The organism is Lentibacter sp., assembly GCF_965657785.1.
Taxonomy (GTDB): domain Bacteria; phylum Pseudomonadota; class Alphaproteobacteria; order Rhodobacterales; family Rhodobacteraceae; genus Lentibacter.
Map to the genome: position 1 here is coordinate 1 of NZ_CBFHPP010000035.1, position 13615 is coordinate 13615.

The following is a 13615-nucleotide window of genomic DNA, read 5'->3' on the forward strand; positions in this document are numbered from 1 at the left end:
AATGTTGAACAAGCCGCACCGCGATGCGGCCTTTATGCAAGCGTTGCTTGCGGATCTGGTCGGTTTGCTGGATGCCGCCCTTCCCAAAGGCACTGAGCGGGCTGTTTCCCTAGGCTTTGCTGAGCCATTTTATGCCACTGGTCAGGCGTGACCCTGTTATATTGATCCCAAATGCGTGAAGCTGCGTAACAAATCTAGATTGTTATGAGATCGGTCATAGGTGGCTTGTAAGAGACGGCAGGCTTGAAATTGCTCCGTCGCATACCTAGATCGATGTTAAGCCCTGTTACATAATGGGAGGGAACAGAATATGAGTAACTACAAGAATTTACCTGCGCCAACGCCAGAAGGCGGATTGAACCGCTATATGCAAGAAATTCGTAAATTTCCTCTGCTTGAGCCCGAAGAAGAATATATGCTTGCCAAGGCTTGGGTGGAGCAGGAAGACACGCAAGCGGCTCACCGCATGGTCACCTCACATTTGCGGCTCGCGGCTAAAATTGCCATGGGTTATCGCGGCTACGGTCTGCCACAAGCCGAAGTGATTTCAGAGGCGAATGTGGGCTTAATGCAAGCCGTGAAGCGCTTTGATCCTGAAAAAGGCTTTCGCCTTGCGACCTACGCGATGTGGTGGATCAGGGCGAGCATTCAGGAGTATATCCTGCGCTCGTGGAGTCTCGTAAAGCTCGGCACAACCTCTGCACAAAAGAAGCTCTTCTTTAATCTGCGCAAAGCCAAAGCGCGCATTGGCGCGCTTGAAGAAGGCGATATGCGCCCTGAAAACGTCCAGCGTATCGCAACAGACCTTGGTGTAACCGAGGCGGAGGTTGTTTCAATGAACCGCCGTTTGTCGGGGGGAGACGCTTCGCTCAATGCGACAGTCGGGTCTGAAGGCGAAGGCACGATGCAATGGCAGGACTGGCTTGAGGATGAAGATGCAGATCAAGCAGGTGATTATGAAGCCCGTGACGAGCTGACTGCGCGGCGGGAGCTTCTGGCTGAGGCAATGGATGTGCTGAACGAACGCGAGAAAGATATCCTGACGCAGCGCCGCCTGTCTGAGGAAACCATTACGCTTGAAGATCTTTCCAGCCAATATGACGTCAGCCGTGAACGTATTCGACAGATCGAAGTGCGCGCCTTTGAAAAACTACAAAAGCGTATGCGTGATCTCGCTAAAGATCGCGGGATGCTCGCGAGCGCTTAACTCAATCCAACCTTTTTCTTTCCGCAAGTATCCCAGGGGGAGTTTGAGGGGGACAGCGTCCCCCTCAATAAGTCGGATTTGCGAAGCAAATTCGAAATTACCTCAAAGCACGCCAGCCAATATCGGACCGGAAAAACCCTTCTGGCCAGCTGATCTGGCGGGTCATCTCATAAGCGAGTCGATGCGCTTCTTCCAAAGTATCGGCGCGTGCCGTGACGGCGAGAACGCGCCCACCAATAGCTGTGATCGTTTCGCCAGCACGTGCTGTTCCTGCATGAAACACCATTTGTGAGCTTGACTGTGGTAACGCTTCCAAGCCTTTAATTACGGTGCCTTTTTCGTAAGCGGCAGGGTAGCCTTTGGCGGCCATAACGACCGTGAGGGCGTGGTCGTCTGCCCAGTGAACCTTGGCTTGCGAGAGGCGGCCCTCGGCAGCCGCTTGGATATGGTCAAAAGCCTGTGCGCCGAGCCGCATCATAAGAACCTGGCATTCGGGGTCACCAAAGCGTGCGTTGTATTCCACTAGGCGAGGGGCACCATCTTTGATCATCAGGCCCACAAACAAGACGCCTTGGTAAGGTGTGCCGCGACGCATCATTTCGCTTAGGGTCGGGCGAACAATTTCGGCCATTGTCTTGGCGATGATCTCATCAGTCATCACAGGGGCAGGGGAGTAGGCGCCCATTCCGCCTGTGTTTGGGCCAGTGTCTCCTTCGCCAACGCGTTTGTGGTCTTGGGCGGTGCCGAGCGGGAGGGCTTCTTCGCCATCACAGAGAACAAAAAAGCTGGCCTCCTCGCCCTCCATAAACTCTTCAATCACCACTTCCGCACCCGCAGCGCCAAGGCTGCCGCCAAACATATCGTCAACAGCCTCAAGCGCTTCTTCAAGCGTCATGGCAACCACAACGCCTTTGCCCGCAGCAAGGCCGTCGGCCTTGATCACGATCGGTGCGCCTTGCGCCTTCACATAGGCGTGGGCCTGCGCGTGCTCGGTAAAGTGGGCATAGCCCGCTGTGGGCGCTCCCGAGGCATCGCAAATCTCTTTGGTAAAAGCTTTGGAGGCTTCAAGCTTGGCGGCTGCGGCGCTTGGCCCAAAGGTCAGAATGCTCGCTGCGCGCAGCGTGTCGGAGACACCCGCCGCAAGGGGGGCTTCGGGGCCGATGATTACGAAGTCTATGGCTTCTTTCTGTGCGAAAGCGACAACGGCTTCGCCATCATTGATATCAAGGGGGATGCAGACTGCCAGCTCGGCGATCCCTGCATTGCCAGGGGCAACGAAGAGCTTGTCACACTTCGGGTTTTGCGCCGTGGCCCATGCGAGGGCGTGTTCACGGCCTCCGCTTCCAAGGATAAGGATGTTCATTTGCGCAACTCCTGCTTGGCCTTCACTTTCTCGCGTTCTAAGCTGGGGGGCAAAGAGATACAAGCGAGGCGAAATGTCCGATCTGATTGATGATGGCCAAGAGGCGGGCAATGCCCCCGAATTTTCGGTTACGGAGATTTCAAACGCCATCAAGCGGGTGATTGAGGGCGAGTTTAGCCACGTTCGAATCAGGGCCGAAGTGGGCCGTGTGAGCCGCCCGCGTTCGGGGCATATTTATCTTGATCTAAAAGACGACAAATCCGTGATCAACGGAGTGATTTGGAAGGGCGTTGCCACACGGCTTCAGGTGCAGCCCGAAGAGGGCATGGAAGTTGTCGCAGTGGGGCGGATGACCACTTTTGGCGGCCAGTCGCGCTATCAGATCATTATTGAAGAGATCAGGCCTGCGGGCGTTGGCGCTCTGATGGCGATGCTGGAGAAGCGCAAGCAGATGCTTGCCGCCGAAGGGCTTTTTGCGCCCGAGCGCAAGCAGGAGCTTCCCTATTTGCCAGACGTGATTGGCGTCGTAACCTCACCTTCTGGTGCTGTCATTCGCGATATTTTACACCGTTTGCGTGACAGGTTTCCCCGCAAAGTTCTGGTTTGGCCAGTGGCGGTTCAGGGCGAAAAATGCGCCAGCGAAGTCGCTCGTGCAATCGCCGGTTTCAATGCGTTGAGCCGAGGCGGGGCGCTGCCACGGCCTGATCTGATTATCGTGGCACGCGGTGGTGGCTCTGTCGAAGATCTTTGGGGCTTCAACGAGGAAGTGGTCGCACGGGCCGTTGCGGCCTCCCAAATTCCGCTTGTGTCGGCAGTGGGTCATGAGACGGACACCACCCTCATCGATTTTGTATCTGACAGGCGCGCCCCGACACCGACGGCTGCGGCGGAGCTTGCGGTGCCTGTGCGGCTTGAGCTTCTGGCTTGGGTCGGTGAGCAGGGCTCGCGAATGTCATATGCGTTGTCAAATGGTGTGAGCCGACGGGGCCAGCGCCTGCGCGATCTGGCGCGTGCAATGCCGCGCATCGAAAGCCTTGTGGAAGCCCCGCGTCAGCGGCTTGACCGCGCGAGTGATCGCTTGCCAGCGGCGCTTCAGCGCGGGGTTCAGCTGCGGCGGGTTTCGCTCTCTGATGCTTCCGGAAGCCTTCGGCCTTCACTTCTTAGCCGTGCGTTGCGTAGCGATATTCAGAGGCTTTCGAGCCTTAGCGCGCGCCTCAAGTTGCGCGGGTTGGAGGAGCGGGCACGGCAGCTGGCAAGCTTCGGTGCACGGCTGAATGTTGAAGCGATCATCCGTGATCTGGGGCGCAAACGGGTCGATCTTGAGCGTATATCTCAGCGTGTTTCAGGTGCTGGCGAGCGTCAAGTGACAGCGCTATTTGAGCGGCTTGAGGCGACAGACCGCTTGCGCGAGACGCTGAGCTACAAAGCCACTCTGGCGCGGGGGTATGCCGTTGTCCGTGGCGAGGGCGGAGTTGTGACAACCAAAGCGGCGGCGCAAAAAGCGGGCGCGCTTGAGGTCGAATTTATAGACGGGTGCATGAGCTTGACGGGCAAGCCCAAGCGGGGCAGCGCAGCTGGCAAGCCGCCTCAGCAAGGTTCGCTCTTTTAACGGCGCTGTGTATTCCAAATCCGACAGGTTTCGTCGCTGGTAGACAGGCTTGTGCTCTGGCTGCGCTGTTTGATCAGGCTGTCATTTCAAAGGAGACAAGCATGGCACGGGCAGGACGTAAGGGGCGCGGTGGCGGACGAGCAGGGGCAGCCGAGCGACGCGGTGCGGCGGTGATTGAGCAGATGCCATGGAGCATTCCCAAGAATATAGACCGCCCTATAGAGCCTTTGAACGAAGAAGGTGTGCTCGCGATCCATGAGGGTGCGATGCGTATTCTGGAAGAGATCGGTATCGAGATTCTCAATGCTGAAGCGCTTGAGGTTTTCCGAGAGGCCGGAGCTACGATTAAAGACACGAACGTGCGTGTTGGCCGTGACTGGATTATGGAAATGATAGGCAAGGCGCCGAGCTCGTTTACCATCACACCACGCAATCCTGAACGTGAAATCACGATCGGCGACAATAATATCGTCTTTGGAAACGTCTCGTCTCCGCCCTCCTATTGGACGATGGAAACGGGCCGCAAGATGACCGGCACACGTGAGATGTGCAAAGACTTTATCAAGCTGAGCCAATACTTTAACTGTATTCACTTCTGTGGCGGCTATCCTGTCGAACCTCAGGATGTTCACGCAAGCATCCGCCATCTGGACGTCGTCTTTGATAAGCTGACGCTGACAGATAAAGTTGTGCATACCTACTGTCTCGGTAAAGAACGTGTCGAAGACAACATGGAGATGGTGCGCATCGCAGGCGGGCTGACCCACGAGGAATTCGAGGCCAAGCCGCGGATGTATTCCAACATCAATTCGACGTCGCCTTTGAAGCATGATGAGCCGATGCTGGACGGGTGGATGCGCCTTGCGCGGCGCAACCAGGGGCTGGTTGTGACGCCCTTCACACTGGCGGGGGCGATGGCGCCTGTGACGATGGCGGGCGCCGTGGCGCAGAGCCTTGCAGAAGGGCTGATTGCGGTGGCTTTGGCGCAATATATCAGGCCGGGTGCGTCTTGTGTTATTGGCACATTTACCAGCAACGTTGATATGAAATCTGGCGCGCCTGCGTTTGGGACGCCTGAATATATGCGCGCCACCCAGATGACGGGACAGCTCGCGCGGTTCTACGGTCTGCCGATGCGCTCTTCGGGTGTCTGCGCGGCCAATGTGCCCGATGGGCAGGCGATCTGGGAGACCTCCAACAGCCTGTGGTCGGCTGTTCATTCCGGAACCAATATGGTCTATCATGCAGCCGGCTGGCTTGAGGGCGGGCTTATTGCCAGCCCTGAAAAATTCGTCATGGATTGTGAAATTCTTCAACATATTCAAAGGTATATGGACCCGAAAATCACGGCGACGACGCCGGATGATATCGCTCTCGACGCGATTGCGGAAGTCGGCGGACAGGGCCATTTCTTCGGGCTTCAGCATACGCAAGACCGCTACGAAACGGCCTTCTATCAGCCCTTCCTGAGCGATTGGCGAAACTTTGAAGCTTGGGATGCTGCCGGCGCTGTTTGGACGCCGGAGCGGGCGCATCATATGTACAAAGAGATCATCGCGAGCTTTGAAGCCCCGCCTATGGATGAGGCGATCCGCGAAGAGCTTGCAGCCTTTGTGGCTCGCCGCAAAGACGAGGGCGGTGCTCCGACTGATTTTTAAGTAGCAGTTACAAGGCCCTAGCGATCATCAGGCGGAGTCTAACCGAAGGTGATTTCAAGTGTATGAAAGTGGCGAACAGGCGGGTTAACGCCCGCCTTTTGCTTGAGCGGACTTCGAGGGTGGTGTGGGGCAAGCTATGGGGCAGTCTATATAGACAACAGTATGGACAGGGAAACGGGTGTGTCGCGCTGCTATTGACTTACCTCTGCGTGCGGTCCGTCAGTTGCTACAGATCTTACCCCCGTGAGATTGGCAAAGCCTCTGGCTCCCGTTTTGGCACAGGGTCTGTTTTTCAGCCTGTCTTTTTCTTTCTCTAAATATCCAAAGCCGACACTGGCAAAAGACGCCCGGTGTCGGTTTACGCTGGCTGTGCAGATGGCTCACGAGTGGGGGCTGACCAGTGTTTGCTGTCTTGGGCGCGCAGGGCGCAGCCCTGCGCGCGGGTCGGATTGCGAAGCAATTCGAAATTCCAGTTTGAGCGCTCCCTTTCTCGGTGTTGGGCCGTCCTCGCTCAGAGCCTCCGTGGGATTTGGCTTTTCGTCGCAAGCTCTTAGGCGTAAACTTGGCAGGTAAAGAGGAGAAGGTTATGAAAGACAGGCTTGAGTTGGCCGCTATTGGCGCGATCGCAGGGGGATGTCTTTGGGCTGTGTTTGAGCATTTGCCCGACCTTCTGGGCAGCGGCTTTCTCTTGTTGGCCTTCACAGTGGGCGCGGCTGTGTTCTTCTCGGTGTTGATGGCTTTGGTCGGGCCGGAACGCCCAATGCGCGCGATTTTACCGGCTTCGCTCTTGGGAGGGATCACTGGCGGGCTCGCGCTTTGGGCCGGGCTGCGGTTTGATACGGTGAGCGCGTTTTATGATGCGGGGCATCCGATTCTGGCCTTGGGCGTGGTGGCGCTTGTGGGCACGCCTTTTGCGGCTGCAGCGCTTGAGGAGGCAGCGGGCTGGCGTCGTTATGTGCGGCTCTTTGACAGCGCCTGGGCGATTTTCATCCGCTATGTGGCTGGCTGGCTTTTTGCGGGTCTTATCTTTGTGGTGCTGCTGTTGTCAGATGCGCTTTTGAAGCTGGTGGGGATCGAGATCATTGATGATTTGCTCGATATTATCTGGCTTCGATTTATGGTGATCGGAGCGGTTTTCGGGCTTGGTGTGGCGACGGTGCATGAGTTGCGCGAGTATGTTTCGCCTGTTTTGGTGCATCGGTTGTTGCGGATGCTGTTGCCCTTGGTGCTTGTGGTTGTGATCGTTTTTCTGGGAGCACTGCCGTTTAGGGGCCTGTCTGATTTGTTTGGAAAGCTCTCGACGGCTGGCGTTTTGATGGCGGTTGCTTTTGCGGGGGTGACGCTGATCACGGCGGCTGTCGATCGGGATGATGACAGCGCGTCCCATATGCCTTTGATGGTTTTTGCGGCGCGGCTTATGGCGCTTTTGATACCTGTATTGGTGGCGCTTTCGATCTATGCGATCTGGCTGCGTGTGGCGGACTATGGCTGGACGCCTGAACGGGTCAGCGCAGCCTATGTCGCGCTGTTTCTGACGGGGTATTCGGGGTTTTACCTTTGGGCCGTGGTGCGGTCTGCGGGCTGGCGGGCGCGCCTCAGGCAGAGCAATTTGGCTATGGCTTTGGCAGTTTGGACGGGAGCGGTGCTTTGGTTGACGCCGCTTTTTCAGGCCGAGGCGATTGCGACAGCCAGCCAAGTTGCGCGGTTTGAGGCGGGGAACAGTGAGGCGGATGCTGTGCCTGTTTACGAAATGGCGCATGACTGGGGCCGCGCAGGCAAGGCTGGTTTGGCAACGATCGAGGCCGTGGCAGATGCCCCCTTGCGGGCACGGATCACCGAGGCCCGCGACGCGCGGTCCGTATGGGCGTTTGAGCGTAGAGATAGCAAGGAGCAGATTCTGGATTTGCGGCGGGATGTGCGCGCCAGCTTGGTGATCTTGCCGCAAGGGCAGGGGCGTGATGCGCTACTCGACGAGATGGATGCGAGCCTCTTGGCGCAAATCTCGCGGGAGTGCCCGCTGCGCGCGGCGCCGAGCTGTGCTTTGATTGTGACAGATGGGCAGGGCAATCGCGATTTGGGGCTGTTGGGGCTGTTGGTGACGCAAGAGAGCAATGATCTTTTTGTGGTTCGAAAATCTGATTCGCGGATCTTTCTTGGCGACAGTGCAGCGCAGAGCGCGACGGCGAGCGGGGAGGCGCGTGTGACGCGTCCGCGGGGGCTGTTTGACGCCGTTATGGCGGGGGAATTTTTGCTTGAACCGCAGAGTTATGAGGCGCTCAGGCTTGGAGATGTGATCTTCTTTCCTTACAATTAGCTACATTGAGGCGGTGTTAACGTCTGCTGTGCATTCTGCCCTAAAGAAGGGATTTGAGGCAGATGCACGGGCTTATCAACCGGACCATTGAACGTTTTGTCAGAGAAACGCGGGGCGATGACCTTTGGCTGCGCATTGCAGAGCAGGCCGAGCTTGGCTTTGTCGAGTTTGAGGCGATGTTGGGGTATGATGCGGCGCTCACCGAGCGTGTCTTGGAGAGGGTTTCGTGTGAGCTGCTCTTGCCGCGTGAAGCTGTTTTGGAAGACATTGGCACCTATCTTGTGAGCCACCAAAAGACCGAGGCAGTGCGGAGGCTCTTGCGGTTTGGCGGCGTTGATTTTGTCGAGTTTTTGCACTCTCTGGAGGACTTGCCTGACCGGGCGCGGCTGGCTGTTGCAGATTTGAATCTGCCTGAGCTTGAGCTTGATGAGCGCGCGACGGGCCAGTTCAGCCTCACGGTTCTGTCGCATAACTCAGGCTTTGGCGCGGTCTTGCTTGGGGTGCTTCGGGCGATGGCGGATGATTATGGGGCTTTGGTGATCTTGGAGTATTTTTCCGACGTCGCTGACAAGGAGAGAATAGAGATACAGCTCATTGAAGAAGCTTTTGCGGCGGGGCGCGGCTTTGAGCTTGGGGCGCGAGCAGGATGAGTGGGGCCGTGACACAGCAGAATTTCAGTGAGGTGGCGAGCTTGATGGAGGCGTTCTGCCCCATGCACGTTATTCTGGATGAGGCGGGAACGATTGTGCAGACTGGGGCCAGTTTGCAGAAGTTGCGCGCCGGCCTGCCTTTGGTGGGGCGGTCTTTTCTTGAGGTGTTCGAGCTGCGTCGCCCGCAGGCTGTCCAGACGATGGAGGGGCTGCTGGCGTCTGAGGGTGTGAAACTTCATTTGCGCCTGCGCGGCACCCCTGAGACTTCGTTGAAGGGGGTTCTGGCGCCTTTTGGCGGAAGGCGGGGGGCCGTTGTGAACCTCGGCTTTGGGATCTCGCTTTTGGATGCGGTGCGCGATTATGCCTTGGTGAGCAGTGATTTTGCGGCGACCGATCTTGCTATTGAAATGCTTTATCTTGTGGAGGCCAAGTCTGCGGCGATGGAAGCCTCGCGAATGCTCAATCTGCGCCTGCAGGGGGCGATGATTGCGGCCGAGGAGCAGGCCTTTACCGATACGCTGACGGGGCTGAAAAACCGTCGTGCCATGGACCATGTGCTTGCGCGGCTCATCACGGCTGGGCGTGACTTTGCCTTGATGCATATTGATCTGGATTTTTTCAAAGCGGTGAATGATACGCTCGGCCATGCGGCGGGCGACCATGTCTTGCAGAATGTGGCGCGGATTATGGTCGAAGAAACCCGCAGCGAGGACACTGTCGCGCGGGTGGGGGGCGATGAGTTTGTGATTTTGTTTGATGGTCTGACCGATTGCGACACGCTTGAGCGGGTGGCGGGGCGGATCATCCAGAAGCTTGAGGTGCCGATGCCCTTTGGCACGCATATGTGTCATGTGTCGGCCAGTTGTGGCACTGTTTTGTCGCTCAGTTATGATGCCCCTGAGGCGGCGCAGATGCTGGCGGATGCGGACCTTGCGCTTTATGCCTCAAAACACGCAGGGCGCGCGCAACATTCCTTCTTTCGGGTTGAAATGCGTGAGACGCCTGCTGAAACGGGGCTGGAAAATACCAGCATCCCGGCCGCTGTTGCGCCCCGCAAAACCGCGCCAACACCAGCGCAGAACAGGCGCAAGGACGGTCTGCTTTAAGCCCGTGTCGGGGTCAGGACCCGTTCATCTTGCGTTACCAGCGCCTTTGGCTGAGTGAGATCAGCGGTTTCGGGCGCGCAGATAAGGCTGGACGGCTTTTCAAGCGGTCGGAGCCGTTGAGACACGCAGCCATAAGCGCCCATCGGTTTTGGCAGAAATTGCCCCTGCCTTCAGATCAAGCGCTTAAAATAGAACCACTCTTCCTGCGCTCTCGATCTTCGTCAGGGGTAATTTCAGTCAAACTGGTAATGCAAGATGAATGGGTCCTGACCCTAAGAGGGGGCCAGCGCGCAAAGCACCTCGTCCAGAGTATCAAACAGAAGTTCTGCATGATCTTCGCCAAAGGGCAGGGGCGGGCGAATTTTGAGCGTGTTTTTACCCCGCCCGAGGCTGGACATGAGAAAGCCGCGGCGGCGCATTTCGTTGAAGATTTGAGTGGTCAAGGCGGTGGCCGGGGTTTTGGACGTTCGGTCTGTCACAAGCTCGGCGCCAAAGAGCATCCCTTCGCCACGGATGTCCCCTATCGCTTCATGTTTGGCCATGAGCGCGCGCAACCGCTCTTGGGCATAGGCGCCGACACGGGCGGCTTGGGCGGGAAGCGCCTTCTCTTCGAGCTCGTCGAGCACCGCAAGCGCGGCAGCGCAGGATACTGGATTGCCGCCGAAGGTGTTGAAGTATCGAAAGGCCTCGCGAAAGCGCGCCATAATATCGGGGCGGGTGACAACGCCGCCGACGGGATGACCGTTGGCCATGGGTTTGCCGAGCGTGACAATGTCGGGGGTGATGCCTTGGCGCTCAAAGCCCCAAAAGTGAGACCCGATCCGCCCAAAGCCTGGCTGAACTTCATCTGCGATGAGAAGGCCCCCAGCCGCGCGGACAACCGCGACGGCCTCATCAAGCCAGCCTTTGGGCAGGTTGGGAAAGCCCTCGTTGACAAAGTAGGGGCAAATAACGAGGGCGGCAAAGCCATGGCCTGACACGTTCAGATCGTCGATTGCGGCTTTAAGGCTGGCGGCGAAAGCTGTGCCGTCGGGGTCGGGCGCGCGGTAGCTGTCAGGGGCGGGGATGTGGCGGATATAATCGCCAAGGCCAAAGCCTACTTCGGGGATATTGCTGCGCGAAAGCTGGCTCACAAGCGCGGTGTTGCCGTGATATGTTGCGTCTGTTGCTATGATGCCGCGCGCGCCTGTCATGCCTTCGGCCATGCGCATGGCAACATCATTGGCTTCTGATCCTGTGCAGGTGAGCAGCAGGGTCGAGAGGCTCGGCGGCATTTTGGCTGTGAGGCGCTCGGCGTAGTCCAGAATGCCGTCGTGTAAGTAACGGGTATGGGTGTTGAGGGTGGCGGCTTGTGCGCTGATGGCTTTGACCACGCGCGGGTTACAATGGCCGACGTGGGGCACGTTGTTGTAACAATCCAGATAGCGCTTGCCGTTCGCGTCCCAAAGCCAGACACCCTCGCCGCGCACGATATGCACAGGCTCTTCGTAAAACAGGGGCACATTCGGGCCCAATAGGGCGCGGCGGCGGGCGAGCATATCGGCCATCGGGGTCTCCTTTGGGGGGATGCTATGTGAGATTGTTCACTTGTGAAAGATGGTTGCGCATCAGTTTCCGCAAGTTTGACATATTTTAGCCGTTTTGGAGCCCGCATCGCGGGCTAGAGCGTGCGGGATATAGAAGGTGGAAACACGGGCATGACACTTGGCACACACCAAGATCCGTCGATCAGCGCCCCCGATTCTGCTGCGGATGATGCAACGCTTGATATTGTGCGCCTCCTGATCGAGACGGAGGCGCGCCATGCAGAGGCACATCCGGAACAGGCCGGAGAGGCACAGGGCGACGCAGGCGCAAAGCTTGCGGCGGGCCGTGTTGCGCCGCGTCGTGTGACGTCTGCGGGCCAAGCGAGAGAGCGTCGCGCAGGGGGTGTTTCAAGAGGTGTGCCGTCTGACAGGGAGCAGGCGCAATTGTTTGAAGACTTGCGGCCACGCTCCTTTTTTCGTGAATTTTTCGCAAGATTTGCGGTATTTGGGCGATATGAGAGGCCAAAATCGCTTCAGGCCAGAGTGAAGTTTGATAAGGAACAGACTGTGCAATACGCGAAACTGGCAGGGCTTGTTGCGCTTGCCTTGGTGATGCTTTTCAAGCCTTGGCTGATCCCTGTTTTGTTTTTCATGCTGGCTTGGCTCGTCTCGGATCAGTGAGCTTTTGAAGGCGGTGTGGGGGTGGTATCAGGGCAAGCGGTCTGAGAGGGCACAGGCCATCATTGTGGCCTTGCAGCGTGCGGCCGACCGTATTGATGGAATTTTGGCACGGCTGCCTGCGCGCGTGAGTGACGGGATCTATACGCCTGATTTGGGCCGTTCGGCGCGGGATATGGCGCGCGAGGGGCACGCCTTGTCGCAGGGGGATCCGTTTGAACGGCTTGCTTTGCGCTCTGAGCCTGCCGAATAGCGTAAATGTGCCTTGAAATTAGGGGGGCTTATGCGTAAGTGACCCCAAAGCAGATAGAAAGACGAGACGCCAATGGCCCGCACCAACCCGCTCCAGTTTATCCAGCAGACCCGCGCTGAAGTTTCAAAGATCGTATGGCCGACGCGCCGTGAGGTTATGCTGACGACGGTGATGGTGTTTATTATGGCGACACTGACGGCAATCTTTTTTGCGTTTGTGGATGTTTTGATCCGCAACGGCTTGCAGGCAATTTTGAACGTCTTCGGCTAAGGCCGGCCTTGAAACGAGAGATGACGGCCTCGCAATTTGCGAGGCTGTTTTGTTTTTGGGCGTGAGGGCTTGAACCTGAGAGCCATGAGATGTAACTCCCCATGAAATCCTGACATGGTGAGCGACGATTCGAGTTGCTCGCCGATTTTTGCTGTCGGGAGATCGGAATAAGGCCTGCGCAGGCGGGCACAGTAAGGAACGGGCACAGAGCTATGGCGAAACGTTGGTATTCGGTGAGTGTTCTCTCGAACTTCGAGAAGAAGATTGCGGAACAGATCAGGCAGCAGGCTGAAGAGCAGGGGCTGGAGGATGCCATTGACGAAGTGCTTGTGCCGACAGAAGAAGTGATCGAGATCCGCCGTGGCAAGAAAGTGACGGCAGAGCGCCGCTTTATGCCCGGGTATGTTCTTGTGCATATGGAAATGAGTGACAAGAGCTATCACCTGATCAATTCGATCAACCGCGTGACAGGCTTCTTGGGCCCGCAGGGGCGCCCGATGCCGATGCGGGATGCAGAAGTAAACCAGATCCTGAACCGTGTTCAGGAAGGCGAGGACGCACCGAAGCTTATGATCAGCTTTGAAGTGGGTGAGAAAGTCAAAGTGGCTGAAGGGCCGTTTGAGGACTTTGATGGCATGGTGGAAGAGGTCGATGACGACAACCAGCGCTTGAAAGTCACAGTCTCTATCTTCGGGCGTGAGACGCCTGTGGAACTCGAATTTACGCAAGTTACCAAGCAAGGGTAACGGCGAAGAGATCGTCGGGGCAACCCGATGTAGGAGCGTGGGAGGCGCGGCGGCCGCGGCAGCCAGACCGAACCACACAACAGGCACGGGGTAACCCCGTGCAAAAGCCCTGAGGAACGCGTTCCGAGGGGGTTGGAAAAGGAGAAGGCCAATGGCCAAGAAGCTCGCAGGCAAGATGAAGCTGCAAGTGCCCGCAGGACAAGCAAACCCGAGCCCACCCGTTGGGCCGGCGCTG

General features: G+C 57.5%; 12 protein-coding genes and 1 pseudogene. 11 read left to right on the forward strand and 2 right to left on the reverse strand.

Annotated features, from left to right (window positions below):
• The first annotated feature begins 310 nt into the window (after positions 1 to 310).
• The gene (gene rpoH, locus ACTF58_RS12650) at positions 311 to 1207 is read left to right on the forward strand and encodes an RNA polymerase sigma factor RpoH (RefSeq protein ID WP_438992329.1); all 897 of its coding nucleotides are present in this window, start codon (positions 311 to 313) and stop codon (positions 1205 to 1207) included.
• Positions 1208 to 1304: 97 nt separating this feature from the next.
• Here rpoH and purD read toward each other — a convergent pair whose 3' ends face one another.
• Positions 1305 to 2570 carry a phosphoribosylamine--glycine ligase gene (gene purD / locus ACTF58_RS12655; protein WP_438992330.1) on the reverse strand — a complete coding sequence of 422 codons (1266 nt, stop codon included), beginning with the start codon at positions 2568 to 2570 and terminating at the stop codon, positions 1305 to 1307.
• Between the two features lie 73 nt (positions 2571 to 2643).
• Between purD and xseA the strand changes: the two genes are divergently transcribed.
• The 5 genes from xseA (at position 2644) to ACTF58_RS12680 (ending at position 9907) form a co-directional block, all read left to right on the forward strand.
• On the forward strand, positions 2644 to 4179 hold the full coding sequence (xseA, locus tag ACTF58_RS12660) for an exodeoxyribonuclease VII large subunit (RefSeq protein ID WP_438992331.1): 1536 nt from the start codon (positions 2644 to 2646) through the stop codon (positions 4177 to 4179).
• A 101-nt stretch (positions 4180 to 4280) separates the two neighbouring features.
• A complete protein-coding gene (locus ACTF58_RS12665) occupies positions 4281 to 5837 on the forward strand; it encodes a trimethylamine methyltransferase family protein (RefSeq protein ID WP_438992332.1) in 1557 nt (518 codons plus the stop codon).
• Positions 5838 to 6423: 586 nt separating this feature from the next.
• On the forward strand, positions 6424 to 8151 hold the full coding sequence (locus ACTF58_RS12670) for a DUF4153 domain-containing protein (RefSeq protein WP_438992333.1): 1728 nt from the start codon (positions 6424 to 6426) through the stop codon (positions 8149 to 8151).
• Between the two features lie 62 nt (positions 8152 to 8213).
• Complete coding sequence (locus ACTF58_RS12675; RefSeq protein ID WP_438992334.1) at positions 8214 to 8801, forward strand: heme NO-binding domain-containing protein; 588 nt, start codon at positions 8214 to 8216, stop codon at positions 8799 to 8801.
• Between the two features lie 8 nt (positions 8802 to 8809).
• Positions 8810 to 9907: a diguanylate cyclase domain-containing protein gene (locus ACTF58_RS12680; protein ID WP_438992335.1), complete on the forward strand. Its 1098-nt coding sequence runs from the start codon at positions 8810 to 8812 to the stop codon at positions 9905 to 9907.
• A gap of 272 nt (positions 9908 to 10179) precedes the next feature.
• On the opposite strand, the gene ACTF58_RS12685 is transcribed toward ACTF58_RS12680, so the two are convergent.
• Positions 10180 to 11454, reverse strand: coding sequence for an aspartate aminotransferase family protein (locus ACTF58_RS12685; RefSeq protein WP_438992336.1), 1275 nt, complete (start codon positions 11452 to 11454; stop codon positions 10180 to 10182).
• Between the two features lie 150 nt (positions 11455 to 11604).
• On the opposite strand from ACTF58_RS12685, the gene ACTF58_RS12690 reads away from it, so the two are divergent.
• From ACTF58_RS12690 to rplK, 5 genes and pseudogenes are all read left to right on the forward strand, one after another.
• Positions 11605 to 12114 (forward strand): hypothetical protein, encoded by a 510-nt coding sequence (locus ACTF58_RS12690; protein ID WP_438992337.1) that lies wholly within the window; start codon positions 11605 to 11607, stop codon positions 12112 to 12114.
• 64 nt (positions 12115 to 12178) lie between these two features.
• A complete protein-coding gene (locus ACTF58_RS12695; protein WP_438992338.1) occupies positions 12179 to 12364 on the forward strand; it encodes a hypothetical protein in 186 nt (61 codons plus the stop codon).
• A gap of 72 nt (positions 12365 to 12436) precedes the next feature.
• Entirely contained in the window at positions 12437 to 12634 is a 198-nt protein-coding gene (gene secE / locus ACTF58_RS12700; RefSeq protein WP_438992339.1) for a preprotein translocase subunit SecE, read from the forward strand.
• 212 nt (positions 12635 to 12846) lie between these two features.
• Positions 12847 to 13380 (forward strand): transcription termination/antitermination protein NusG, encoded by a 534-nt coding sequence (gene nusG / locus ACTF58_RS12705; protein ID WP_438992340.1) that lies wholly within the window; start codon positions 12847 to 12849, stop codon positions 13378 to 13380.
• 151 nt (positions 13381 to 13531) lie between these two features.
• Positions 13532 to 13615: pseudogene (rplK, locus tag ACTF58_RS12710) on the forward strand (50S ribosomal protein L11); the annotation flags it as partial.

Coding starts and splice junctions, on each gene's coding strand:
- rpoH (WP_438992329.1), top strand. CDS start 311: ATGAGTAACTACAAGAATTTACCTGCGCCAACGCCAGAAGGCGGATTG.
- purD (WP_438992330.1), bottom strand. CDS start 2,570: ATGAACATCCTTATCCTTGGAAGCGGAGGCCGTGAACACGCCCTCGCA.
- xseA (WP_438992331.1), top strand. CDS start 2,644: ATGTCCGATCTGATTGATGATGGCCAAGAGGCGGGCAATGCCCCCGAA.
- ACTF58_RS12665 (WP_438992332.1), top strand. CDS start 4,281: ATGGCACGGGCAGGACGTAAGGGGCGCGGTGGCGGACGAGCAGGGGCA.
- ACTF58_RS12670 (WP_438992333.1), top strand. CDS start 6,424: ATGAAAGACAGGCTTGAGTTGGCCGCTATTGGCGCGATCGCAGGGGGA.
- ACTF58_RS12675 (WP_438992334.1), top strand. CDS start 8,214: ATGCACGGGCTTATCAACCGGACCATTGAACGTTTTGTCAGAGAAACG.
- ACTF58_RS12685 (WP_438992336.1), bottom strand. CDS start 11,454: ATGGCCGATATGCTCGCCCGCCGCCGCGCCCTATTGGGCCCGAATGTG.
- ACTF58_RS12690 (WP_438992337.1), top strand. CDS start 11,605: ATGACACTTGGCACACACCAAGATCCGTCGATCAGCGCCCCCGATTCT.
- secE (WP_438992339.1), top strand. CDS start 12,437: ATGGCCCGCACCAACCCGCTCCAGTTTATCCAGCAGACCCGCGCTGAA.
- nusG (WP_438992340.1), top strand. CDS start 12,847: ATGGCGAAACGTTGGTATTCGGTGAGTGTTCTCTCGAACTTCGAGAAG.